Annotated in this window: 22 protein-coding genes and 1 tRNA gene; 10 read left to right on the top strand and 13 right to left on the bottom strand. The window is 74.8% G+C overall.

The features are described 5' to 3' along the window. Positions 1-123: 123 nt before the first annotated feature. Positions 124-789 (bottom strand): Maf family protein, encoded by a 666-nt coding sequence (locus Cph01nite_RS10700; RefSeq protein ID WP_203674006.1) that lies wholly within the window; start codon positions 787-789, stop codon positions 124-126. A 159-nt stretch (positions 790-948) separates the two neighbouring features. Between Cph01nite_RS10700 and Cph01nite_RS10695 the strand changes: the two genes are divergently transcribed. Beyond that, entirely contained in the window at positions 949-1677 is a 729-nt protein-coding gene (locus Cph01nite_RS10695) for a vitamin K epoxide reductase family protein (protein WP_203674004.1), read from the top strand. Positions 1678-1750: 73 nt separating this feature from the next. Here Cph01nite_RS10695 and Cph01nite_RS10690 read toward each other — a convergent pair whose 3' ends face one another. The 4 genes from Cph01nite_RS10690 to Cph01nite_RS10675 are packed head-to-tail and all read right to left on the bottom strand — an operon-like array spanning position 1751 to position 5948. After that, complete coding sequence (locus Cph01nite_RS10690) at positions 1751-3454, bottom strand: DUF885 domain-containing protein (protein WP_203674002.1); 1704 nt, start codon at positions 3452-3454, stop codon at positions 1751-1753. A gap of 16 nt (positions 3455-3470) precedes the next feature. Continuing rightward, the gene (locus Cph01nite_RS10685; RefSeq protein ID WP_203674000.1) at positions 3471-3734 is read right to left on the bottom strand and encodes an acyl-CoA carboxylase epsilon subunit; all 264 of its coding nucleotides are present in this window, start codon (positions 3732-3734) and stop codon (positions 3471-3473) included. Then, positions 3731-4300, bottom strand: coding sequence for a hypothetical protein (locus tag Cph01nite_RS10680; RefSeq protein WP_203673998.1), 570 nt, complete (start codon positions 4298-4300; stop codon positions 3731-3733). The genes Cph01nite_RS10685 and Cph01nite_RS10680 overlap by 4 nt, the downstream gene beginning before the upstream one ends. Before the next feature lie 19 nt (positions 4301-4319). Then, positions 4320-5948, bottom strand: coding sequence for an acyl-CoA carboxylase subunit beta (locus Cph01nite_RS10675; RefSeq protein WP_203673996.1), 1629 nt, complete (start codon positions 5946-5948; stop codon positions 4320-4322). A gap of 145 nt (positions 5949-6093) precedes the next feature. On the opposite strand from Cph01nite_RS10675, the gene Cph01nite_RS10670 reads away from it, so the two are divergent. Together Cph01nite_RS10670 and Cph01nite_RS10665 are read left to right on the top strand one after the other, a co-directional pair. Further along, the gene (locus tag Cph01nite_RS10670) at positions 6094-6963 is read left to right on the top strand and encodes a biotin--[acetyl-CoA-carboxylase] ligase (RefSeq protein WP_203673994.1); all 870 of its coding nucleotides are present in this window, start codon (positions 6094-6096) and stop codon (positions 6961-6963) included. A gap of 14 nt (positions 6964-6977) precedes the next feature. Continuing rightward, the gene (locus tag Cph01nite_RS10665; protein WP_203673992.1) at positions 6978-8105 is read left to right on the top strand and encodes an adenylate/guanylate cyclase domain-containing protein; all 1128 of its coding nucleotides are present in this window, start codon (positions 6978-6980) and stop codon (positions 8103-8105) included. 41 nt (positions 8106-8146) lie between these two features. Here Cph01nite_RS10665 and Cph01nite_RS10660 read toward each other — a convergent pair whose 3' ends face one another. After that, positions 8147-8902: an SOS response-associated peptidase gene (locus tag Cph01nite_RS10660; RefSeq protein WP_203673991.1), complete on the bottom strand. Its 756-nt coding sequence runs from the start codon at positions 8900-8902 to the stop codon at positions 8147-8149. Between the two features lie 102 nt (positions 8903-9004). Between Cph01nite_RS10660 and Cph01nite_RS10655 the strand changes: the two genes are divergently transcribed. After that, on the top strand, positions 9005-10309 hold the full coding sequence (locus Cph01nite_RS10655) for a multidrug effflux MFS transporter (protein WP_203673989.1): 1305 nt from the start codon (positions 9005-9007) through the stop codon (positions 10307-10309). On the opposite strand, the gene Cph01nite_RS10650 is transcribed toward Cph01nite_RS10655, so the two are convergent. The 7 genes from Cph01nite_RS10650 to Cph01nite_RS10620 form a co-directional block, all read right to left on the bottom strand. After that, positions 10302-11522: a pyridoxal phosphate-dependent aminotransferase gene (locus tag Cph01nite_RS10650; RefSeq protein ID WP_203673988.1), complete on the bottom strand. Its 1221-nt coding sequence runs from the start codon at positions 11520-11522 to the stop codon at positions 10302-10304. The genes Cph01nite_RS10655 and Cph01nite_RS10650 overlap by 8 nt on opposite strands. 22 nt (positions 11523-11544) lie before the next feature. Then, on the bottom strand, positions 11545-11670 hold the full coding sequence (locus Cph01nite_RS10645) for a molybdopterin oxidoreductase (protein ID WP_203673987.1): 126 nt from the start codon (positions 11668-11670) through the stop codon (positions 11545-11547). A 119-nt stretch (positions 11671-11789) separates the two neighbouring features. Then, positions 11790-12353: a hypothetical protein gene (locus tag Cph01nite_RS10640; RefSeq protein WP_239069189.1), complete on the bottom strand. Its 564-nt coding sequence runs from the start codon at positions 12351-12353 to the stop codon at positions 11790-11792. Positions 12354-12567: 214 nt separating this feature from the next. After that, positions 12568-15339 carry a bifunctional acetaldehyde-CoA/alcohol dehydrogenase gene (adhE, locus tag Cph01nite_RS10635; RefSeq protein WP_308439439.1) on the bottom strand — a complete coding sequence of 924 codons (2772 nt, stop codon included), beginning with the start codon at positions 15337-15339 and terminating at the stop codon, positions 12568-12570. 287 nt (positions 15340-15626) lie between these two features. Then, positions 15627-15702, bottom strand: a tRNA-Arg gene (locus Cph01nite_RS10630). 63 nt (positions 15703-15765) lie between these two features. After that, entirely contained in the window at positions 15766-16419 is a 654-nt protein-coding gene (locus Cph01nite_RS10625; protein ID WP_203673986.1) for a FadR/GntR family transcriptional regulator, read from the bottom strand. A 133-nt stretch (positions 16420-16552) separates the two neighbouring features. Then, entirely contained in the window at positions 16553-17176 is a 624-nt protein-coding gene (locus tag Cph01nite_RS10620) for a 4'-phosphopantetheinyl transferase family protein (protein ID WP_203673985.1), read from the bottom strand. Positions 17177-17260: 84 nt separating this feature from the next. Between Cph01nite_RS10620 and argS the strand changes: the two genes are divergently transcribed. The 6 genes from argS (at position 17261) to Cph01nite_RS10590 (ending at position 24243) form a co-directional block, all read left to right on the top strand. Beyond that, positions 17261-18943: an arginine--tRNA ligase gene (gene argS, locus Cph01nite_RS10615; RefSeq protein WP_203673984.1), complete on the top strand. Its 1683-nt coding sequence runs from the start codon at positions 17261-17263 to the stop codon at positions 18941-18943. Further along, positions 18940-20322, top strand: coding sequence for a diaminopimelate decarboxylase (gene lysA / locus Cph01nite_RS10610; protein WP_203673983.1), 1383 nt, complete (start codon positions 18940-18942; stop codon positions 20320-20322). Before argS ends, lysA begins: the two co-directional genes overlap by 4 nt. A gap of 159 nt (positions 20323-20481) precedes the next feature. Further along, positions 20482-21576, top strand: a complete 1095-nt coding sequence (locus Cph01nite_RS10605) for a heme/hemin ABC transporter substrate-binding protein (protein WP_239069188.1) — start codon at positions 20482-20484, stop codon at positions 21574-21576. Beyond that, positions 21573-22640, top strand: coding sequence for a FecCD family ABC transporter permease (locus Cph01nite_RS10600; RefSeq protein WP_203673979.1), 1068 nt, complete (start codon positions 21573-21575; stop codon positions 22638-22640). The genes Cph01nite_RS10605 and Cph01nite_RS10600 overlap by 4 nt, the downstream gene beginning before the upstream one ends. Then, complete coding sequence (locus Cph01nite_RS10595) at positions 22637-23455, top strand: heme ABC transporter ATP-binding protein (protein WP_203673977.1); 819 nt, start codon at positions 22637-22639, stop codon at positions 23453-23455. The genes Cph01nite_RS10600 and Cph01nite_RS10595 overlap by 4 nt, the downstream gene beginning before the upstream one ends. After that, positions 23452-24243: a hypothetical protein gene (locus tag Cph01nite_RS10590; protein ID WP_203673975.1), complete on the top strand. Its 792-nt coding sequence runs from the start codon at positions 23452-23454 to the stop codon at positions 24241-24243. The genes Cph01nite_RS10595 and Cph01nite_RS10590 overlap by 4 nt, the downstream gene beginning before the upstream one ends. Positions 24244-24427: the final 184 nt, after the last annotated feature.

Here is a 24427-nt window from a genome sequence, read left to right as displayed (position 1 = left end):
GCGCGGTCCTCCCGGGCCTCGCCGCGGACGGCGGCGCAAGACTGAGGCAACCTTCAACCTGCTCGGGGCGGCTCTTGTAGGAATCCACCACCCGCCCGCGCGTCGGCCGCACCGCGGCCCTGCTCAGCGCCGCCAGAGTGCCGGCACCGTCAGGTCGATGTCCGACAGCAGGTGGCGCAGCAGCGGCAGGCTCACGCCGACCACGTTGTGGTGGTCGCCCTCGATGCGCTCGACGAAGGGGCCGCCCAGGCCGTCGACGGTGAACGCACCGGCCACGGCCAGGGGCTCGCGCGTCGCGACGTACGCGGCGACCTCCTCGTCGGACAGGTCCGCGAAGTGCACGGTCGTCGACGCGGTCGCCCCCAGGGTCGCGCGGGTGCCGCCGTCGGACGGGTCGCGCTCGTCGACCAGCCAGTGCCCGGTGTGCAGCACGGCCGTCCGGCCGCGCATCGCGCGCCAGCGCGCGAGCGCGTCGTCGGCGTCCGCGGGCTTGCCGAGGACCTGCCCGTCGAATTCCAGCATCGAGTCGCAGCCCAGCACGACGACGTCCTCGTCGTCCTCCCAGCCCGCGACGTCGAGGTCGTCGAGGCGACGGGCGACGTCCTCGGCCTTCGCCTGCGCGAGCAGCAGCACCGCGTCCTCCGGCTCGAGGTCCCCGAAGCGCTCGCGCGCGGCGGACAGGACGGCGTCCTCGTCGACCGACGACACCGCGACGAGCGGGGCCAGCCCCGCGGCGTCGAGCGTCGCGCGGCGGGCGGGGGAGGCGGAGGCGAGCAGCAGACGGGTCACGGGCCGACCCTAGCCGCCGCGCGCCCGCGTCTCCGCCCGCGGCCCGGACTCCGGCGCGGGCGGCCGCGGGGACCGGGACGGACGGGACGTCGGCCCTGCCCGGTGCACAGGTCGGCAGGGCAGAATGGCGCGACCGACCGCAGGGGCGAGGAGGCCACGGTGAAGGAGACCACGCAGGACGTGCGCGACGTCGACGGTGTCGACGGTGTCGACGAGCACGACGACGCGCTCGACGACCTGCCCGACGACCTCGTCGACGACGACCCGGACCTGCTGCGCCCCGCGCCGCTGCCCTGGCGACGCCGGACCGCGATCGAGATGATCGTCTCGGGACTGATCGGGCTGTACACCTCGTTCGTGCTCGCGATCGAGGCGATCCCGATCGCCGTGGCCAAGGCGACGGACACGACCGCCGCGCTGAGCTGCGACCTCAACGCGGTCATCTCCTGCAGCACGGTCGGCGGCAGCTGGCAGGCGGACCTCTTCGGGTTCCCCAACGCGTTCCTCGGCATCGCCGCCGAGGCCATCGTCATCACGGTCGCCGTCGCGATGGCCGGAGGAGTGATCTTCCCCCGCTGGTTCATGCTCAGCGCCCAGGCCATCTACACCGCCGGGCTGGTGTTCGCCTGGTGGCTGTTCCAGCAGTCCTTCTTCGTCATCAAGGCGCTGTGCCCGTGGTGCCTGCTCATCACGGTGACGACCACGCTGGTGTGGGTCGGCATCACCCGGATCAACGTCAGGGACGGCCACCTCAAGCTGCCGGGACGCTGGGGCCCGTGGGGCCGGCGGTTCGTCGCGTCGGGCAACGACTGGTTCGTCACCGTCGCCGTGCTCGTGCTGTTCGCCGCGGTCGTCTTCGCGCGGTACGGCTGGACGCTGCTCGTCTAGCTGCTCGTCTAGCTGCTCGTCCAGCTGCTCGTCCCGGCGCCGGCCGGCCCCGACGGGACCGGCCGGCTCGCCGTCAGCCCGCGAGCGCGGTGCGCAGCACGTCGAGCGGCACCGACCCCAGGGCGAGCGCACGCGCGTGGAAGTCCCGCACGTCGAAGACCTGGCCGCGGGAGGTGGCCGCCTCGCGGGCCGCGTCACGCGTCTGCTCCCACAGCCGCTGACCGACCTTGTACGACGGCGCCTGCCCCGGCCAGCCGAGGTAGCGGGTGTACTCGAACCGCACCATCGACTCGGGCATGTTGACGTTGGCCCGCAGGAACTCCCAGCCCGACTGCGGCGTCCACGCGCCGCCGACCTCGGCCGGGGCGGGCAGGCCCAGGTGCATGCCCAGGTCGAACACGACGCGCGCGGCCCGCAGGCGCTGCCCGTCGAGCATGCCGAGGCGGTCGCCCGGGTCGTCGAGGAACCCCAGGTCCGCCATGAGGCGCTCGGCGTACAGGGCCCAGCCCTCACCGTGGCCCGACGTCCACGCGGCCAGCCGGCGCCACGAGTTGAGCGTCGCGCGCTCGAACACGGCCTGCGCGATCTGCAGGTGGTGCCCCGGGACGCCCTCGTGGTAGACGGTCGTGCGCTCGCGCCACGTCGAGAACGACGTGACGTCGTGGGGGACGGACCACCACATGCGCCCCGGTCGGCTGAAGTCGTCGTTCGGGCCCGTGTAGTAGATGACGCCCGTGTGCGACGGCGCGATCCGGCACTCGAGGGTCCGCACCGGCGCCGGGATGTCGAAGTGCGTGCCGTCGAGAGCGTCGATGGCGGCGTCGGACGTCGCCTGCATCCACGCCTGCAGCGCGTCGGTGCCGTGCAGCTGCCGGGCCGGGTCGGCGTCCAGCAGCGCCACCGCGTCCTGGACGCTCGCCCCCGGCCCCGCGACCTGCGCCGCGACGGCCGTCTGCTCGGCCTGGACGCGCGCGAGCTCCTCGAGCCCCCACGCGTACGTCTCGTCGAGGTCGAGGGCGGCGCCCACGTGGTGCCGCGACCACAGCGCGTAGCGCTCGCGGCCCACCGCGTCCTCCTGCGGCGCGTGCGGGGCCAGCTCGTCGGCCAGCACCCGGGCGAGGTCCGCGTACGCCTCGCGGGCGGCAGTCGCGGCACGGTCCAGGTCCGCCCGCAGGGGGTGGCCCTCGCCCAGCACGCGACGCGCGTCGTCACCCTGTACCAGACGCGTGAAGGCCGACTGCTGCGGGTCGGCGACCTCGCGCGCCTGCCCGATCACGGCCTCGACCTGCCGGACCGCGGCGACGTCACCGCGCGCGGCGGCGGTCCGCAGCGACGCGACGTACGACGCGACGGCCGCGGGCACGGCGGCGAGGCGCGCCGCGACGTCGTCCCACGCCTGCTCGGTGTCGGTGGCCATGAGGTCGAAGATCTCCACGACCTGCTGCGAGGGGGACGCCAGGTTGTTCAGCAGGCGCTCGTTCTCCCCGGCGGCGTGCAGGTCCAGCTCGGTCCCCAGCGCGTACCGCATCGCGGCGCCCGTGACCTCGTCGACGTCGTCGGCGGGCGCGAGACCCTCGAGCGCCAGCAGCGCCGACCGGGCGGCAGCGGCGCGCTCGGCCGCGGCGTCCGGCGAGAAGTCCGTCATCTCCCGCTCGTGCCCCGGGACACCGAGGTACGTCGCACCGAGGGGGTTCAGCCGGGCCAGCGTGGCCACGTAGGTGTCGGCGACGGCGTCGACGGGGCTGACAGGACGGGGGGAGGTGGCAGGAGACGTCACCGCAGCACCCTATGCGTCAGGCGCGCAGGCTCCACCGCCACGCGTCCGGACCGCGGGACGGGACGTGCGCCCCGCGCAACCGTCCCGGTGCGACCCACCGGGCGCGTGCCGCGCGCGCGGGCGCGTCGGTGTCCTCGTCCTGCGGGGTCCGCCCCGCCGCCGCCGCGACCAGCCCGGCGACCAGCGCCGCGAGCTCGTCGTCGTCGGGTGCACCCCGGACGACCTGCACGTGCGCGTCCCGGCGCCCGCCGGCGCCCGCGTCCTCGTGCCCGGCGCTCACCGCTCGTCCTCGTCGTCCTCGTCGTCCTCGAGGAGGACCGGTGCCCCGCGCCCCGCGCCCCACTCGCCGACGACGTACCCGCGCTCGGTGAGGGCGTGGGCGATCTGCGCACCGCCGTCGTCGACGAGGTCGATGACCGCGTCGAGCGTCAGGTCGCTGAGCGTCGGCGGCAGCTCCACGACGAACCCGAGGTGGAACGTGTCGTGGGCGCCCGGCTCCACGGGCGAGTCCGCGTCGGCGTCGCCGTCGTCCCACGTCATGCCCGTGAGGTCCGCGTGCAGGCCCAGGCGCGCGTGCAGCAGGTCGTACAGCCGGGCGTTGAGGCCGCCGACGCGTGCCTCGAGCGCCAGCACGCGGGGGTCCTCGTCGGCCTCGCGCGCACCGAACTCCGCCCGGACGCCCACCGCCGTCTCGACGTAGGCGTGCAGGGCGGCGCTCAGCTCGTCGACCGTCGCGCGCAGGTCGCCGGCGTCGACGCCGGTCAGCGGCTCGCGGCCGTGCGACGCGGGGTCGTGCTCGTCCGGGTGCTCGTCCTGGCCGTGGTGGCCGTGGTCCTCGTGGCTCATGCGGCGCTCCCGACGTCGGTCACAGCGGGATGTTCCCGTGCTTCTTGGGCGGCAGGCTCGCCCGCTTGCTGCGCAGCAGCCGCAACGCGCGCACCACCTGGCCGCGCGTCGCTGACGGCTCGATGACGTCGTCGACGTACCCGCGGTCGGCGGCGTCCCAGGGGTTGACGATCGCGTCCTCGTACTCGTCGGTGAGCCGCCGGCGCTCGGCGTCGACGTCGCCGCCGGCGTCCGCGACGGACTTCAGCGCGGCCCGCTGCAGGATGTTCACGGCGCCACCGGCGCCCATGACGGCGATCTGCGCGGTCGGCCACGCGAGGTTGACGTCCGCCCCCAGCTGCTTGGAGCCCATGACGATGTACGCGCCGCCGTAGGCCTTGCGCGTGATGATCGTGACGAGCGGGACCGTCGCCTCGGCGTACGCGTAGATGAGCTTGGCGCCGCGGCGGATGATGCCGTTCCACTCCTGGTCCGTGCCGGGCAGGAACCCCGGCACGTCGACGAACGTCAGCACCGGGATCCCGAACGCGTCGCACGTGCGCACGAACCGCGCGGCCTTCTCGGCCGCGTTGATGTCGAGCGTCCCCGCCATCTGCATCGGCTGGTTCGCGACGATGCCGACGGGGTGCCCCTCGACGTGCCCGAACCCGACGACGACGTTCTGCGCGTACAGCGACTGCACCTCGAGGAAGCTGCCGTCGTCGAGGACCGTCTCGAGCACGGTGTGCATGTCGTACGGCTGGTTGTCGGAGTCCGGCACCAGGGTGTCGAGCACCCGGTCGTCGTCGGTCACCTCGAGGTCCGCCTCGTGCGCGTACGCGGGCGGCTCGGCGAGGTTGTTGGTCGGCAGGTACGCCAGGAGCGTGCGGACCCAGTCGATGGCGTCGTCCTCGTCGGAGGCCATGTAGTGCGCGACGCCGGAGCGCGTCGAGTGCGTCGTCGCGCCGCCCAGCTCCTCGAAGCCGACGTCCTCGCCGGTCACCGCGCGGATCACGTCGGGGCCGGTGATGAACATGTTCGACGTGCCGTCGGCCATGACGATGAAGTCGGTCAGCGCGGGGGAGTACACCGCGCCACCGGCCGACGGGCCCAGGATCAGGCTGATCTGCGGGATCACCCCGGACGCGGCCACGTTGCGACGGAAGATCTCCGCGAACTGCGTGAGGCCGGCCACGCCCTCCTGGATGCGCGCGCCGCCGCCGTCGCTGATCCCGACCAGCGGCACGCCCGTGCGCAGCGCGAGGTCCATGACCTTGGTGATCTTCTGGCCGTGCACCTCACCGAGCGACCCGCCGAAGACCGTGAAGTCCTGCGAGTAGACGCACACCGGGCGCCCGTCGACGGTGCCGTGGCCCACGACCACGCCGTCGCCCGCCACCCGCTTCCGGTCGAGCCCGAAGTTCGTCGAGCGGTGCCGCACGAACGCGTCGAGCTCGACGAACGAGCCGGGGTCCAGCAGCGCCTCGATGCGCTCGCGGGCCGTCTTCTTGCCGCGCGCGTGCTGCTTGGCGACGGCGTTCTGCTCGGCCTCGTCGACCGCAGCGGCGCGGCGCGCGCGCAGGTCGTCGAGCAGCCCCGCCGTCGTGCGGGGCGGGGTGGGGGCGGGGTCCGTCGGGACGCTGAGCGCGGTGGGGTCGTCCTGGGTCACCCGACGAGGCTAGTTGTGCACGTCCACCAGCACCGTGCACCCCGCCGACCGTGTTGCCCCGAGGCGCCTGTGGGGACCCGACAAGAACCGCCCCCGCTCCCTTCCCGGGGGGTGCCGGCCGGGCGGGCTGCGCCATGATGGCGGCATGACCGCGCGCCCGCCCCTGGAGGTCGACACGTTGCGCGAGCTGCTGCTCGCCCCCGCGGGACCCCTCGCCCGGCTCGACGTCGTCGACGAGGTCGGGTCCACCAACGACGACGTGGTCGCCGCGCTGAGCACCGACCCGGACGCGTGGCCGCACGCGAGCCTGCTGGTCGCCGAGCACCAGACCGCCGGCCACGGGCGGGCGGGCCGGACCTGGACGACGCCCCCGCGCTCGGCCCTGGCCTGCACCTTCGTCGCACGCCCCCGGTCCGGCCCGGCGACCTACGGGTGGCTGCCCCTGCTCGCGGGGCTGGGCACGGTGCGGGCGCTGCGCGCGACGGCGGGTGTCGCGGCCGTCCTCAAGTGGCCCAACGACGTCCTCGTCGACCTCGGGGCGGCGGCCCCGCGCCTCGACGGGTGGGGGACGACGCGCAAGGTCGCCGGCATCCTGGCCCGGGCCGTCCCGGAGGTCCCCGCTGTCGCCGTGGGCATCGGTGTCAACGTCGACCAGCGAGCCGAGGAGCTGCCGGTGCCGTGGGCGACGTCGCTCGCGCTGGCGGGAGCCCGGTCGGCCGACCGCGGGAACGTGCTCGTCGCGCTCGTCCGTGCGCTCGAGGAGGTGGCGCAGCGGTGGTCGGAGCACGACGGGGACGCCGCTGCTGCGGGGCTCGTCGACGAGGTGGCCTCGGTGTGCTCCACCCTCGGGCAGCACGTGCGCGTCGAGCTGCCGAGCGGCACCGACCTCGTCGGGACCGCGACGGGTCTCGCCGACGACGGGGCCCTCCTCGTCCGGGCGGGCGACGGCACGGTGCACCACGTGCTCGCCGGTGACGTCGCGCACGTGCGCGTCACCGGTGCCACAGGGCCGTGAACTAGGCTGCCCTCGTGCCGGGAGGTCGGGGACAGGACAGCGGGCCGGCGGGCGTCGACCCGGCGCCGACGTCCCCACCGGAGCACCTCGCCGGCCCCCCCACGGGCACGACGGACGAGCTCGACGAGCTGCTGCTCGGCGGGCCGCGGGCCCTCAGCGCGCGGGACCTGGCGCGTCGGACCGGGATCGCGCTCGACACGGTGCGCGACTACTGGCGCACCCTGGGCCTGCCGAGCCACGGCGACGACGAGGTCATGTTCACGGAGCGCGACGCGCAGGCGCTCACCCTGGCGCAGGAGCTGGTCCTGGAGCACGGGCTCGCACTGAGCACGGTGGTCACCGTGGTCCGCTCCCTCGGGCACACGTCGGACCGGCTCGCGCTGTGGCAGGTCGAGGCCCTCGTCGAGGACATGGCGACGCGCTACGGCCTCGACGACACCTCGGCGCGCCTGCTCGTGCTCGACCGGCTGCGGGACCTCGCCCCGCTGCTGGAGCAGCAGCTCCTGCACTCCTACCGGCGCCAGCTCGCGGCGGTCGCGGACCGCTACGCGGCGGAGTTCGGGCACCTGCGGGACGTCACCGTCGACGGCAGCCGGCTGCCGCTCGCCCGCGCCGTGGGGTTCGCCGACATGGTCTCGTTCACGCGCCGCACGGCCGGGCTGGGGTCGACCGACCTGTCGCTGTTCGTCCAGCGCTTCGAGACGGCGGCGCGCGACGTCGTCGTCAGCGCCGGGGGTCGTGTGGTCAAGACCATCGGCGACGCGGTGCTGTTCATCGCCGACTCGCCCGGGGCGGGCGCGGCGGTCGCGATCGGCCTCGCCGACGCGTTCGGGGTGTCGCTGGACGTCGAGGCGGCCCGCGGCGCCGGGGGCCTGGCCGAGGGGGCCCGCGGGGTGACGCCCGTGCGGGTGGGCCTGGTGTGGGGGCGGGTGCTGTCGCGGTTCGGCGACGTCTTCGGGCCCAGCGTCAACCTCGCCGCCCGGCTCACGGACGTCGCCGATCCCAGCACCGTGCTCGTCGACGCTGTCACGGCGCAGGTCCTGGGCGGCGACCCGCGGTTCCGCCTCACGCAGCAGTCGCCGCGCGAGCTGGCGGGTGTCGGCGAGGTCGTCCCGTACCGCCTGGAGTCCGCCCCCGTCTGACGGTGGACGCGCTCCGCCGCAGTGCCGCCAGGACGTCAGCGTCAGGTGCGCAGGTCGTCGCCGGTCGGGTCGAGGAGGTCGGGGGTGTTGTGGGCCACGGTGTTGACCTGGGTCGACACAGGGGTCGCGACGAGCGGCGGCGGTGCGGCCGCCAGGAGCTCGCGGGCGTCGTCGGCGCCGACCGCCGGGTCGAGCCACGCGGACCACAGGTCGGGCGGCAGGATCAGCGGCTGGCGGTCGTGGATCGAGGCCATGGCCTCGGTCGCGGCACGGGTCACGACGGTGACGGTGACGAGCCACCGGTCGGGGTCGTCGTCGGGCCGGGTCCGGTCCCGCCAGAACTCGTACAGGCCGGCGAGCGCCGCCACACCACCGTCGGCGGGGTGGATCCAGAAGGGCTGCTTCGGGGCGCGACGGCTGCGGGGAGCCCCGGCCGGGGCCTCGGGCCCGGCCTGCCACTCGTAGTAGCCGTCGGCGGGCAGGAGGGCGCGACGCGTGGCGAACGGCCGGGCGAACGCGGGCTTGTCCGCGACCGTCTCGACCCGCGCGTTGATCATCCGGCTGCCGACCGACGGGTCCTTCGCCCACGACGGGACCAGGCCCCAGCGCGCGACGCGCAGCTGGCGGGTGATCTCGCCCGTCGCGCGGTCGGCACGCTCGACGACCGTCCGCACACCGTCGGTGGGAGCGACGTTCCAGGACGGTGGCAGCAGCCGCACGTCGTCCGCCACGGTCGCCACCGCGAACTCGTCGGCGATCGCCTGGTCCTCCCGGAAGGAGGCGTACCTGCCGCACATGCGGGCCAGCCTCCCACCCGCCACCGACACCCGCACGCGTGGGCAGGCTCACGGTCGAATCGATTCGTGCTCGGGTGCGGCCGGTGCGACGATGGAAGGACCATGCGCCTGACCCGTCCCAGCACCACCACGTCGCAGCCCGTCGCCGGCGCGCCCCCTGCCACCGCCGCGCCGGCCGGTGCCGCCCCGGCGGACGACGCCCCCCGGTACCGCCCCGACGCCAAGCACATCCTGCTGCTCGGCACGATGGCCGCCCTGCCGGCGGTCTCCACCGATATCTACCTGCCCTCGCTGCCGGACGTCGCCCGTGACCTCGGCACGTCCGCCGCGGCCGCCCAGCTGACGATGACGGGCATGCTCATCGGCGGCGCCGTCGGGCAGCTGGTCATCGGGCCGCTGTCGGACCGGTTCGGGCGCCGCACCCCCGTGCTCGTCGGGGTCGCGCTGCACGTGGTGATCTCGCTGCTGTGCGCGATCGCGCCGGCGATCGTCCCGCTCGTGGCGCTGCGCGTCGCGCAGGGGTTCTTCAACGCGTCGGCCACCGTCGTCGCGATGGCGCTCATCCGCGACCGGTTCACCGGGTCGGACGCCTCCCGCCTGATGTCCCGGCTCATGCTCGTCATCGGCGTCGCCCCGCTGTTCGCGCCGTCGCTCGGCGGGCTGATCGCCGGGCAGTGGGGGTGGCGCGCGGTGTTCGTGGTGCTGGCGATGTTCGGCGTCGCGCTGTGGGTCGTGGTCCTGCTGCGCATGCCCGAGACCCTGCCGCCCGAGCGTCGGCGCCCGGGCGGCGTCCGGACCGCCCTGTCGGGGTACGCGCACCTGCTGCGCGACCGGCACTTCGTCGCGCTCGCGGTGCTGCCCGGCCTGACGATGGCGGTCCTCATGACCTACGTCGTGGCCTCGCCGTTCGTGCTGCAGGTCGGGTACGGCCTGACGAGCCACCAGTTCGCCCTGCTGTTCGCGGTCAACGGCGTCGGCCTCGTGCTCGGGGCCCAGGTCAACGCCGCGATCGTGCGGCGCGTGGCGCCGATCCGGATCCTGCGCGTGGCGATGGTCGCCACGGTCGTGCTCACGGGGGTGCTGCTCGCGCTCGCGCTGACCGGTGCCGGCGGGCTGTGGGCGCTGCTCGTCGTGCTGTGGCTCGTGCTCGCGCTCGTGAACTTCGCGCCGCCCAACGCCACTGCGATCGCGCTCGGTCGCCACGGCGCCATGGCGGGCACCGCGGCCGCGTTCATCGGCTCGCTGCAGGCCGGCACGGGCGGCGTCGTGGCCAACCTGTCCGGCGTGCTGGGCGGTGGCGCCGTCGCGATGGCGGCGGTGATGCTCGGTGCCGCCGTCGTGGGCCTGGCGGTCCTCGCGCTGGCCACGCCGGCCTTCCGTCGCGGTGGGGCCTGGCAGCTCAGCTGACGGGCGGGTCGAACGCGGCCCGGAGCCGGTCCACCGCCTCCTCGAGGACGTCCTGCCGCTTGACGAACGTGAAGCGGACCCAGGTGCGCAGGGCGTCGTGGGTCGGCGACCCCGCGCGCGTGAACGCGCTCACCGGCACGGCCACGACGCCCGCGCGCCCCGGCAAGTCGCGGCAGAACGCCGCCCCGTCGACGGCCCCGAGCGGTGCGGCGTCGGCGAGGACGAAGTACGTGCCGTCCGGCCGGACCACGTCGAACCCCGCGTCGCGCAGCCCCGCGCACAGCAGGTCGCGCCGCCGGGCCAGCGACCGGACGAGCCCGTCGACCCAGGCCAGCGCGGCGGGGTCCGTGAGCGCATGCGCGACCGCCGGCTGGAACGGCGCGCCCGAGGTGTAGGTGAGGAACTGCTTGACCGTCCGCACGGCGCCCACGAGCTCGGCCGGCCCGCTGACCCACCCGATCTTCCAGCCCGTGAACGAGAACGTCTTGCCGCTGGAGGAGATCGTCAGCGTCCGCTCCGCCATGCCCGGCAGCGTGGCGATCGGCACGTGCTCGACGTCGAACACCAGGTGCTCGTACACCTCGTCGGTGACGACGAGCAGGTCGTGCGCCACGGCGACCCGCGCGACGGCGGCGAGCTCGTCCCGGTCGAGCACGGCACCGGTGGGGTTGTGCGGCGAGTTCAGCAGCAGCAGCCGCGTGCGCGGGGTCACCGCCCGCTCGAGCGCGGCGACGTCGAGGCGGAAGCCGTCGGCCGTCGGACGCAGCGGGGCGGTCGTGCGGGTCGCCCCCGCCATCGCCACGACGGCCGCGTACGAGTCGTAGGAGGGCTCCAGCATGAGCACCTCGTCGCCCGAGCCGGTGAGCGCCAGCACGGCCGCGGCGAGCGCCTCCGTCGCGCCCGTCGTCACCAGCACCTGCGTGTCGACGTCGAGCTCGATGCCGTACCGCGTGCGCTGGTGGGCGGCGATCGCGGCCCGCAGCGGCGCGGTCCCGGGGCCCGGCGGGTACTGGTTGTGCCCGTGGAGGATCGCGTCGGCGGCGGCACGCGCGACGGTCGCCGGGCCGTCGACGTCGGGGAAGCCCTGGCCGAGGTTGAGGGCGCCCGTGCGGGTGGCGAGCGCCGACATCTCCGCGAAGATCGTCGGGCGGGCGCTGCCGTCCGCGTCGAGCAGCCCCGTCGCTGCTGCCACCTGCTGCCACCTGCTCGTCACGCGGCGAGCATAGGCCGACGGGTCAGAGCAGGCCGGCAGCGGCGAGGAGGCCGCTCACGACCAGCAGCACGAGCGACGTCCACGCCGCGACGACCCACCACTCGGCGCGGTGGCGTCGCACCTCTCGGGTGTGCGTGCGGACGGTCATGCCTTCAAGATCGGCAAGGACGGGCCCACGGACAACGTTCGGCCGGGCACGTCGCGGATTTCACCCGCGACGTCGCCCGCGGTCCGACCACGGGTGGCCCGTCCGGCGTCGCCGTGAGGTCACTGCGTCGCGGCCCGCAGGTCCTCCCCGAGCGTGGCGAGCTGCGCCCCGAGGCTCTGCAGCGCGCCGCCGGCCTCGGCGCCCGCACCGGCCGTGACGGCGTCGAGCTCGGCGCGCGCGGCGTCGACCTTCGCCTGGGCCTCGGCCAGCGCCTGCGCGGAGGCCTCGGCGCCCTCGGCCCTCGCCTGCTGCAGCGCGACCTGCGCCTCGTCGACCGCGGCCTGCGCGGACGTCACGGCGGCGTCGGCCTGGCCGCGCGCCTGGTCGCCGAGACCGGCGGCCTCGGCGCGTGCCGCCTCGACGCCGGCGCGTGCCTCGTCGGCGTGGGACTGCGCGTCGCCGAGCGCCTGCTGGATCCGGTCACCCGCCGCGGTGATCTCGTCGGCGGCGCCCTGCGCGGCGTTCGACAGCCCGTCGGCGGCCTGCTGCACGTCGTCGTCCGTGCAGGCGGCGAGGCCGAGGACGAGCGCACCGGCGGCGAGCGCGTGGACGGCGCGACGTCCGGGGGAGGACGTCAGGGTGCGGGACAGCGGACGACGAGCGGGTGTGCCGGACGCGGACACGAGGACCCTCCTGGGTGGGTTGGCCGGGCCGGGGGTGGCCGGGGCGCCCAGTTTGCCCCGACATGGCCGGTCGCGCTCGTCGTGCGTCGCCGACGGCCGGTGCCGCGGTCCGCGGACGGCGACGCCCCCGCCCGGCAGTGCCGGGGCGGGGGCGTCGGAGCGGTGACGGGGGTGCCGCGCGCGTGGGGCGCGCGGCGGACCGTCGGGGAGTCGGTCAGGCCCCCGCCCGCTCGCGGCGGTTCCGGACGTCCTCCAGCGACGTGCCGTAGTAGGCCGCGGTCATGATGTCCTTCATGTCGTCGATCATCGGCATGCGCGGGTTCGCCGGGGCGCACTGGTCCTCGTAGGCACCCATCGCGACCTCGTCGAGCCGGCTCATGAACTCCTGCTCGTCGACGCCCTGCGCCGCGAAGGACTGCGGGATGCCGACCTTGGCGCGCAGCGCCTCGATCGCCAGGGCGTAGGACTCGACGCCCTCGTCGGGGGTCGAGGCCGGCAGGCCGAGCATCGCGGCGATCTGCTGGAACCGCTCGGGAGCGACGTAGGACTCGTACTTCGGCCAGCTCGTGAGCTTGGTCGGGACCGTGCCGTTGTACCGGATCACGTGGGGCAGCAGCGTGGCGTTGGTCCGGCCGTGCACCAGGTGGTAGGTCGAGCCCACCACGTGGGCCATGGCATGCACGATGCCGAGGAACGCGTTGCCGAACGCCATGCCGGCGATCGTGCCGGCGTTGTGCATCTTCTCCCGCGCGTCCTGGGTGATCGGGTCGGTGGGGTCGCCGTTCACCGACTGCGCGAGGTTGTCGAAGATGAGGCGGATCGCCTGCAGGGCCATGCCGTCGGTGAAGTCGTTCGCGTACACCGCGACGAAGGCCTCGGTCGCGTGGGTGAGCGCGTCGAACCCGGAGTCGGCCGCCAGCGAGCGCGGCATCTTGTGCGTGAGGACCGGGTCGATGATCGCGACCGTGGGCGTCAGCGCGTAGTCCGCGAGCGGGTACTTCTTGCCCGCCTCGACGTCGCTGATGACCGCGAACGGCGTGACCTCGGCGCCGGTGCCCGACGTCGTGGGGATGCAGACGAGCTTGGCCAGGTCGCCCAGCGCGGGGAACTTGAACGCGCGCTTGCGCACGTCGAAGAACTTCTGCTTGAGGTCGGAGAACACGATCTCCGGGTGCTCGTACAGCAGCCACATGACCTTCGCGGCGTCCATCGGGGAGCCGCCGCCCAGCGCGATGATCGTGTCGGGACGGAAGTGCCGCATCTGCGCCGCGCCCGACTGGACGGTCGTGACGGACGGCTCCGGCTCGACCTGGTCGATGATCTGGACCGCGACGTTGTTGCCGCGCCGGCGCAGGACGTCGAGGACCTTGTCGACGAACCCGAGGGTCGTCATGGTCGCGTCCGTGACGATGGTGACGCGCTCGACGTCCGGCATCTCCGCGAGGTAGCGGATCGCGTTGGGCTCGAAGTACGTCTTGGCGGGGACCTTGAACCACTGCAAGTTGTTGTTCCTCCGGCCCACGCGCTTGACGTTGATGAGGTTGACGGCCGACACGTTGTTCGACACCGAGTTGTGGCCGTAGGAGCCGCAGCCGAGCGTGAGCGACGGGATGAAGGCGTTGTAGATGTCACCGATGCCGCCGAGCGACGACGGCGCGTTGCAGATGACGCGGATCGCCTTGACGCGCTTGCCGAACTCGACCGTGAGGGCCTCGTCCTGCGTGTGGATCGCGGCGGAGTGGCCCAGGCCGTCGAACTCGACCATCTGCTCGGCGAGGGAGATGCCCTCCTCGGTGGTCGAGGCGCGCAGCACGGCCAGGACCGGGCACAGCTTCTCGCGGGTCAGCGGCTCGGCGGGGCCGACGCCCGAGACCTCGGCGAGGATGATCGACGTGTCCGCGGGCACCGTGAAGCCTGCCTGCTCCGCGATCCACACCGGCGACTTGCCGACGACGGCGGGGTTGAGCTTGGCGCCGCCGCAGTTCTCGCCGCCTGCCTCCACGCCGAAGATGAACTGCTCGAGCTTCGCCTTCTCGGCCGGGGTGGTGCGGTACGCGTGCAGCCGGGAGAACTCCGACATGGCGGCGTCGTAGATCTCGTCGTCGAGGATCGCGGCCTGCTCCGAGGCGCAGATCACGCCGTTGTCGAAGGCCTTGCTCAGGACGATGTCGTTGATCGCCCGCGCCAGCTTGGCGGACTTCTCGACGTACGCGGGGACGTTGCCGGCACCGACGCCCAGGGCGGGCTTGCCGCACGAGTACGCGGCCTTGACCATGGCGTTGCCGCCGGTGGCGAGGATGGTCGCGACGCCGGGGTGGTTCATGAGCGCACCGGTCGCCGCGAGCGACGGGACCTCGACCCACTGGATGCAGTGCTCGGGAGCGCCGGCGGCGATCGCCGCGTCCCGCACGATCCGGGCGGCCGCGACCGAGCACTGCTGCGCGTTCGGGTGGAACGCGAAGATGATCGGGTTGCGGGTCTTCAGCGAGATCAGGGACTTGAAGATCGCGGTCGACGTCGGGTTGGTCACCGGCGTGATCCCGGCGATGACGCCCACGGGCTCGGCGATCTCCGTGATGCCGTTGAGGTCGTCGACGTTGATGACGCCGACCGTCTTGAGGTTCGCCATCGAGTTGGTGACGTGCTCGCACGCGAAGATGTTCTTCACGGCCTTGTCCTCGAAGACGCCGCGGCCGGTCTCCTCGACCGCGAGCTTGGCGAGCTGGCCGTGCTGGTCGAGCGCCGCGACGGCGCCCTTCTTGACGAAGCGGTCGACGTCCTCCTGCGTCATCGACTCGAACTCGGCGAGCGCCTTGGTGGCGTTCGCGACGAGCTGGTCGATCGCCTGCGCGACCACGTCGACCTCGGTCACGCCGAGGGCGGCGCCGTCCGGCTGGGCGGCGGTGGTGGTGGTGACCGAGGACGCCTCGGCCGGCGCGTCGGCAGGTGCCTTGGCGCGAGTGCTCTTCTTGGTGGTCTCGGACACCTTCGACTCCCCGGATAGTGGTGAGAGGGGGACGGACGCTGGAGTGTCCGTCGCTGGTGTCGACGCTAGGTTCGGGGGGTCCGGGAAAGGTGGGATGAAAGTCCCCGCGACGTCCCGGGGCGCTCCGGGCCGGGCTGTCGCGGGGCCGCACCGGGACCTGGGTCCCGGTGGGCGGGCCCACGCCCCGGTCGGTCGCGACGACCATCCCGTGTGCCGGGCCGTGCCGAGGTCGGGGCCGGGAACGCCGCGAGCCGCCCCGCCGGTGTCGGCGGGACGGCTCGTGGTGGTGGTGCGCCCGAAAGGATTCGAACCTTCGACCTTCTGCTCCGGAGGCAGACGCTCTATCCGCTGAGCTACGGGCGCGCGGCGATCACCGACCTTACCAGCCCGACCGGCGCCGTTCCGACCCGTTCCGGGTGCCGCGGCTCACCCGTCCTCGAGCAGCCCCGAGAGGTACCCGCTGGTCTCGGCGGCCGCCCGGTCGGGGTCGCCCGCGACGATGGCCTCGACGAGCGAGTCGTGCGCGTCGTGGGCGTGCACGTCGGTGACGAAGTTGAAGCGGATGTTGTCCCCGATGGCCTCGAGCAGGTTGTCGTACAGCGAGCGGAGCACGGGGTTGGACGCGGCGCGCACGATCGACCGGTGCAGCTCGAGGTCGGTGGCCACCATGACCTCGAGGTCGCCGCTCTCGTAGGCGCGGGCGCGGGCGTCGCGCTTGGCGAGCAGGTCGGACGCGTCGGTCGCGGTGCGACGGCGCGCGGCGAGGCGGGCCGCCTCCATCTCCAGCGCGCGGCGCACGGAGACGACGTCGCGCTGGCGGGCGTCGGCGATCTGCCGGCCCATGGTCACCGCGAGCTCGGACGACGACAGCACGTAGGTCCCCGACCCCTGGCGGCGCTCCAGCAGCCCGGCGTGCACGAGCGACTGGACGGCCTCCCGCACGGTGTTGCGGCCGACGCCCAGCAGCTCGACCAGCGAGGGCTCGGGCGGGATCCGCGACCCGACGGGCCACTCACCGGAGCTGATGCGCGACCGCAGCGCCTGGACGGCGGTGTCGATCAGTCCGGTGCGTCGCACCATCGGGGGTGGCCTCCTCGTCGTCGTCGGGTGCGCGCGGTGCGTCGACGGACGGCCGCGCTGCCCTCGCACGAGTCAACACGTCGGACGACCCGACGACCAGCCCCGCGCCCTCGGGGGGTCGCGTGTCGCCCGGTCAGCGTGGCAGTGCCACCGCCGTGACGAGCAGGCCGTGCCCCGTCGTCCACCGGCCGTGCAGGACGTCGACCAGCCCGGGGCGGTCGAGGTGCGCGCTGAACGTGCCCTCGCCGAGGCTCACGCGCACGTCCTCGAACCCGAGCCAGGTGCGCACGAGGGGCGACCACACCTTGTAGACCGACTCCTTGGCCGAGAACAGGACGCGGTCCGGGCACAGCGCCGGGTCGACGCGGGCCAGGGCGCGGCGCTCGTCGTCGGACATCACGAGCGCGGCGACGCCGTCCGGCAGCGGCGCGAGCGGCTCGGCGTCGATCCCCACGCCGAGCCAGGCCTCGGCGCGGGCCACGGCGGCCGCCCGGTACCCGTCGCAGTGCGTGAGGGCCCCGACGACGCCCGCGGGCCACACGGGGGAGCGGTCGGGGGAGCTGGGGACCGCGGGCCGCCCCGCGCCCAGCGCCTCGAGCGCGTCGCGCGCGCACGCGCGGACCGCCGCGTACTCGGCGCGGCGGGCGGGCACCGCCCGCGCGACGGCGGCCGCCTCCTCGCCGAGCAGGGGCCCGGCAGCGGCCGGCCCGAACGCCTCCACCGCGACGACGCCGGACGGCAGCACCTGAGCGAGCACGGCCCCAGTGTGACCTGCGCCCGGACGCCGCGACGCCGCCGGCCACGGCGTGGGTGGGGCGTGGCCGTCCCCTACCCTGGGAGGGTGACTCCCGACCAGCTCGCCGACGCCCTGCGCGGCGCTCTCGTGCACGCCGTCGACGACGGCACGTTCGCCCTCGACCCGGCTGCGATCCCGGCCCGTGTGCACATCGAGCGACCCCGGCAGCGCGAGCACGGCGACTGGTCGACGAACGTCGCGCTGCAGCTGGCGAAGAAGGCCGGCGTCAACCCGCGCGCGTTCGCCGAGGAGCTCGCGCGCCGCCTGGGGGACGTGCCGGGCATCGCGGCGGTCGAGATCGCCGGGCCGGGGTTCCTCAACATCCGCCTGGACGCGGCGGCGGCCGGTGAGCTCGCGCGCGGGATCGTCGAGCAGGGGGCCGGGTACGGCACCAACGAGACGTTCGCGGGGGTCCGGGTCAACCTGGAGTTCGTCTCCGCCAACCCGACCGGCCCGCTGCACATCGGCGGGGTGCGCTGGGCGGCCGTCGGCGACGCGCTCGCCCGGGTCCTGACGGCCTCGGGCGCCGACGTCACGCGCGAGTACTACTTCAACGACCACGGTGCGCAGATCGACCGGTTCGCGCGCTCGCTGGTGGCGCGGGCCCGCGGCCAGGAGCCGCCGGAGGACGGGTACGGCGGCCAGTACATCGCCGACATCGCCGACCAGGTCATCGCCGACGCGCTCGCGGCCGGCGAGCCGGACCCGCGGACCCTGCCGGACGACGCGGCGCGCGAGGCGTTCCGCGTGCGCGGCGTCGACCTGATGTTCGCCGAGATCAAGCAGTCGCTGCAGGACTTCGGCGTGGTCTTCGACGTGTACTTCCACGAGGACTCGCTGCACGAGTCCGGTGCCGTGGACCGCGCGGTCGCGCGGCTGCGCGAGTCCGGCCACATGTTCGAGGCGGACGGCGCGCTGTGGCTGCGCACCACGGACTTCGGCGACGACAAGGACCGTGTCGTCATCAAGTCCGACGGGCAGGCGGCCTACATCGCCGGCGACATCGCCTACTACCTCGACAAGCGCGAGCGCGGGTTCGACCGCGTCGTCATCATGCTCGGCTCGGACCACCACGGGTACGTCGGGCGCATGATGGCCGTGTGCGCGGCGTTCGGCGACACGCCGCACGTGAACCTCGAGCTCTTCATCGGGCAGCTCGTCAACCTCGTCAAGGACGGGGGCCCGGTCCGCATGTCGAAGCGCGCGGGCACGGTCCTGACGATCGACGACCTGGTCGACGCCGTGGGGGTGGACGCGGCCCGCTACGCGCTGTCGCGCTCGTCGGCGGACCAGCAGATCGACCTCGACCTCGACCTGCTCGCGCGGGCGACCAACGAGAACCCCGTCTTCTACGTGCAGTACGCGCACGCCCGGACGGCGGCGGTGGCGCGCAACGCCGCGGAGGCGGGCGTGCGGCGCGAGGACGGGTTCGACGGCTCGCTCCTCGACCACGAGTCCGAGGGCGTGCTGCTGGGCCTGCTCGCGGATTTCCCGCGGGTGGTCGCGCAGGCGGCCGACCTGCGCGAGCCGCACCGCGTCGCGCGCTACGCCGAGGACGTCGCCGGGGCGTACCACAAGTGGTACGACCAGAAGCGGCGCGTCGTGCCGTGGGGCGAGGAGGAGGTCACCGACGCGCACCGCACGCGCCTGTGGCTCAACGACGCGACGCGGCAGGTGCTGGCGAACGCGCTCGGCATGCTCGGGGTGAGCGCGCCGGAGCGGATGTGAGCGCCGGGCCGCTCGGCGTGCCCTGGTCGTCCGGCGCCGTCCGCGGTGCGGACGGCGCCGTCCGGGTCGCCGAGGTCGACGTGCGTGACCTCGCGGCCGCGCACGGGACGCCTGCGTACGTCGTCGACGAGGCCGACCTGCGGTCCCGCGCGCGCGCCTACCGCACCGCCTTCGAGTCGGCGTGCGCGCAGGTCGGCACGGGTGTCGACGTCTACTACGCGGGCAAGGCGCTGCTGACGCGCGCGGTCGCGCGCTGGGTGCACGAGGAGGGCCTGCGGGTCGACACCGCGAGCGGCGGGGAGCTCGCGGTCGCGCTCGCGGCCGGAGTCCCCGGCGCGGACGTCGGGCTGCACGGCAACAACAAGTCCGACGACGAGCTGCGCGCGGCCCTCGACGCGGGCGTCGGTCGCGTCATCGTGGACTCGCTCGTCGAGATCGACCGGCTCGCGGCCCTGGTCCGCGCGCACCGGGGGCCGGACGGGGCGCCGGCGCCGGTCATGGTCCGCGTGACCACGGGGGTGCACGCCGGCGGGCACGAGTTCATCTCGACCGCGCACGAGGACCAGAAGTTCGGCCTGTCGCTCGCGGCCGGGCCCGACGGCGGTGACAGCCCGGCGCTCGCCGCGCTGCTGCGCGCGCTGGAGCACCCGGAGCTGCACGTGCTCGGCATCCACTCCCACATCGGCTCCCAGATCCTCGACCCCTCGGGGTTCGCGGTCGCGGCGCAGCGCGTCCTCGCGCTGCGGGCCGCGCTGCGCGACCGCACGGGCGTCCTGGTCGACGAGGTCGACCTCGGGGGCGGCTACGGCATCGCCTACCTGCCGGGCGAGGTCCCCCTGGACCCCGACCGCATCGCGAAGGAGGTGGCGCAGGCCGTGGCCGACGCCGCCCGGGAGCTCGGCACGCCGCTGCCGCGCCTGTCGATCGAGCCGGGCCGGGCGATCGTCGGGCCCGCAGGTCTGACGCTGTACACGGTCGGCACGGTCAAGCCCGTGCGTCTCGACGACGGTCGCGTGCGCACGTACGTGTCGGTCGACGGCGGCATGAGCGACAACATCCGCCCCGCGCTGTACGGCGCGCAGTACCACGCGGAGGTCGTCTCGCGGGTGTCGGACGCGGCGCCCGTGCTCGCCCGCGTCGTCGGCAAGCACTGCGAGAGCGGGGACGTCGTCGTCCACGAGGTGCAGCTGCCCGGCGACGTGCGCGCGGGTGACCTGCTCGCGGTGGCCGCGACCGGCGCGTACGGCCGGTCGATGGCCTCGAACTACAACCTGCTGACACGTCCGCCCGTGGTCGCGGTGACGGCGGGGGAGTCGCGCGTGCTGGTGCGCCGCGAGACCGTGGACGACCTGCTGGCGCTGGACGTCGCGGCCGTCTGAGCGCCGGGTCTCACCGGCTCGGTGGGTCGCGTGCTCGCCGAGCAGGACGTGTGTCCTACTCCACTCACGCAGCGTCTTGGTAGGTAAGGCTAACCTAGGTTAGGTTCTCGTCCGGCGGCGCTCTCGCGCCGCGTCCCCCGGACGAAGGCGGTGAGTGGCGTGCGCGCACGCGCGACCCGGGCCCTGCGCGTGACCGTCACCGCGCTGCTCGTGGCGGCCACGGCCGCCTGCGGCACGGTGCACGACGCGACCGCCGGCGCCCCGGACGGCGGCCGGCGGCTCGCCGACGTGACTCCCGTCGCCGACCCGCGCGCGGTCACCGGCCCCAGCACCGCGGTCGTCGCCGACTCCGCCGTGCGGCCCGTCGTCGCGGACCCCGCGCCCGCGCTGCCGGTCACCGTCACCGACCTGCAGGGGACCCAGGTCACCGTCACCGACGTCGACCGCATCCTCGCGCTCGACGTGCACGGCACGCTGGCCCGCACCGTGTTCGAGCTGGGGCTCGGCGACCGGGTCGTGGGCCGCGACGTGTCCTCGGGGTTCGCCGAGATCGCCGACCTCCCTCTGGTCACCGCCGGCGGGCACGACCTGTCCGGCGAGGCGATCCTCGCGCTGGGCCCCACGGTCCTGCTCACCGACACCTCGCTCGGACCGTGGGACGTGGTGCTGCAGGTCCGCGAGGCCGGCATCCCCGTCGTGGTCGTCGACCCCCACCGCGACGTGCAGGGTGTCGGGGCCCTCGTGCGCGAGGTCGCAGCGGCCCTCGGCGTGCCGGACGCGGGCGAGCTCCTCGCGCAGCGCGCACAGGCCGAGATCGACGACCGGGTGGCCCGGATCGCGGCCGTGGCACCCGCGGACCCGGCCGACCGGCTGCGCGTCGCGTTCCTCTACGCGCGCGGGCAGGCCGGCGTGTACTACCTGTTCGGCGAGGGGTCCGGGGCTGACGCCCTCATCGAGGCCGTCGGCGCGGTCGACGTCGCCCGGGAGATCGGCTGGCAGGGCATGCGACCGGTCACCGACGAGGGGCTCGTGGCCGCGGCGCCCGACGTCGTCCTCATGATGAGCGACGGGCTCGCGTCGGTCGGCGGGGTCGACGGCCTGCTCGAGCGGCTCCCGGCCGTGGCGAGCACGCCCGCCGGGCAGCGTCGTCGCGTCGTCGACATGGCGGACTCGCAGGTCCTGAGCTTCGGTCCGACGACCGCGGACGTCCTCGACGCGCTCGCGGTCGCCCTGTACGCACCGGACGCGTCGTGACGACGGACCGGGCGCCCGCGCCGCCCGCGCGGGCGTGGCGGCGCAGCGTGCTCGTCGTCGTCCTCGTCGTCGCGCTCGTCGTCCTCACGCTGGTCGCGGCCGGCACGGGACAGCTGCACGTGCCGCCCGACGAGGTGCTCGGGTCCGTCCTGCACCGTCTGGGCCTGGACGTCGGCCCGCTGCCCGCGCACCCCCTGGGCGAGCAGGCGCTGTGGACGATCCGGTTCCCGCGGGTCCTCATGGCCGTCCTCGTCGGGGCGGCCCTCGCGACGGGCGGCGCGGTGCTGCAGGGCGTGTTCGGCAACCCGCTGGCCGACCCCGGGATCGTCGGCGTCTCGTCCGGGGCGGCCGTCGGGGCGTGCCTCGTCATCGTCGCCGGCTGGACGTTCGCCGGGCCGTGGACGAGCGCGCTGCTGGCGTTCGTCGGCGGGCTCGCCGCGACGCTGCTCGTCTACCTGACGGCCCGCGCGGGCGGTCGCACCGAGGTGGTCACGCTCGTGCTCACCGGCGTCGCGGTCAACGCCGTCGGCGGCGCCGCGGTCGCGTTCCTCACCTTCCTGGGTGACACCCAGGCGCGCGAGCAGATCGTGTTCTGGCAGCTCGGCAGCCTCAACGGGACCCGCTGGGTGTACGTCGCCGTCGTGGCGCCCCTCGTCCTGGTCGGCGTGGCCGCCGCCGTCGTCATGAGCCACCGCCTGGACCTGCTGGCCCTCGGTGAACGACCGGCCAGGCACCTCGGCGTCGACGTCGAGCGGCTGCGCCTGGGTGCCGTCGTCGTGGTCGCGGTCCTCACGGCCGCGGCGGTCGCGTTCTGCGGGGTCATCGGGTTCGTCGGGCTGGTCGTGCCGCACCTCGTGCGCATGGTCGTCGGCCCCGCGCACGCCGTGCTGGTGCCCGCCTCGGCGCTCGGCGGCGCGGTGCTGCTCGTGGGTGCCGACCTGGTCGCCCGCACCGCCGTGCCGTACGCCGACCTGCCGATCGGCATGCTCACCGCGCTGGTCGGCGGGCCGTTCTTCTTCTGGCTCATCCGCCGCACCCGCCGGTCCGCGGGCGGGTGGGCGTGAGCGTGCTGCGCGCCGAGGGCGCGCGCGTGGCGTACGGCCCGCACGTCGTGCTCGACGGCGTGGACCTCGCGGTCGACGCCGGCGAGGTCGTGGCGCTGGTCGGCCCCAACGGCGCGGGCAAGTCGACGCTGCTGGCGGTGCTCGGCGGGGACCCGCGCCCCGACGCGGGCCGGGTCCTGCTCGACGGCACCGACCTGCGCGACCACGGCCTGGGCCACCTGGCGCGACGTCGCGCGGTGATGCTGCAGGAGACGCACCTGTCGTTCCCGTTCCGGGTCGAGCAGGTCGTGCACATGGGGCGCCACCCGTGGCGTGGCACCGCGGACGAGCAGCACGACGACGCCGTGGTCGCGGCCGCGATGGCCGATGCGGAGGTGGGCCACCTGGCGCAGCGCACCGTGCCGACCCTGTCCGGCGGCGAGAGGGCCCGCACGTCGTTCGCCCGCACGCTCGCGCAACGGGCGCCGGTGCTGCTGCTCGACGAGCCGACAGCCGCGCTCGACGTCCGCCACCAGGAGGCGCTCCTGGCGCGGGTGCGTCGCGCCGCCGACCAGGGCGCGGCGGTCGTCGTCGTCCTGCACGACCTCACGCTCGCGGCCGCCTGGGCCGACCGCGTCGTCGTGCTCGCCGCCGGCCGGGTGCGCGCCGACGGCACCCCGGCCGACGTCCTGACGAGCGCGCTGCTGACCTCCGTCTACGAGCACCCGGTCGACGTGTGGCACCGCCCGCCCCGGGTGCCGGGTGCCCCACCCGAGATCGTCGTCCTGCCCGTGCGGGCCCCGTCCCCGCCGGTCGTCCCCGAGGAGACCCCATGACCCGCACCCTGCTCCCACGGCTGGCCGTGCTCGCCGCGGCCGCCGTGCTCGTCGCCCCCGCCGCACCCGCGGCGGCCGCCGCGCCGACGGCGGGTGTCACCGTGGACCGCGTCGACGGCCTGCCCGCGGACGCCCCGACGACGCTGCAGGTCGGCGGCAGCGGGTTCCAGGTCGTGCGCGGCGGGTTCGGCGGCGTGTACGTGCTGTTCGGCTGGGTGGACGACCCGGCGGGCGGCGCGTGGCGTCCCAGCGCCGGCGGCGTGACCGGTACCCACCTGCGCTACGCCGTCGACGAGGCCGCGCGCGACAACGCCGGGTACCAGGTGTTCGTCGCCTTCCCCGGCGCCGCGACGGCCGTCGAGGCCAACGGCGGCGAGCTCGGCGACGACGGCACGTTCAGCACCACGCTGACCGTCCCCGGCGCCCGGTTCGTCGCCGTCGACGCGCAGGGCGGGACGAGCGAGGTCGACTGCACCCAGGTCACCTGCGGTGTCGTCACCATCGGGGCGCACGGCGTGGCGAACGCCACCAACGAGACCTTCACACCCGTGACGTTCGCCGCACCCGGGGCGCAGGACGCGGCGGCGGCGGCACCCCGGGTGGCGGCCGCGACGGCCGAACCCTCCCCGTCCGCCGCGTCCACGCAGGCCGCCGCGACGGCGCCGGTGGCCGGCAGCACCGGGGGCCGCCCGTGGCTGCCCGTCGCGATCGGTGCCGGCGCCCTCGCGCTGCTCACCGCCGTCGGCGCGTCCGTGCGACGCACCCGGCGACGGCCCACCGCGACATGACCCCCGACCCCGCCGGCCACGGCCGGCCACGCACCGACCCGCACACAGGTTCCCGAGGAAGGAAGACGATGTTCCGAGGCAGGACGACGCGCGCGGCGCGCGCGATCACGGGGGCGCTGACCGCGCTCGTCATGGGCACGGGGGCGCTGGCCGCCGCCGTGCCCGCCGCCGCCGAGGACGGGCC

The sequence above is a fragment of the Cellulomonas phragmiteti genome (assembly GCF_016862775.1).
Classification (GTDB): Bacteria; Actinomycetota; Actinomycetes; order Actinomycetales; family Cellulomonadaceae; genus Cellulomonas; species Cellulomonas phragmiteti.
The sequence above is the reverse complement of the archived record's forward strand: the minus strand, read 5'-3'. Positions and strand labels throughout refer to the sequence as shown.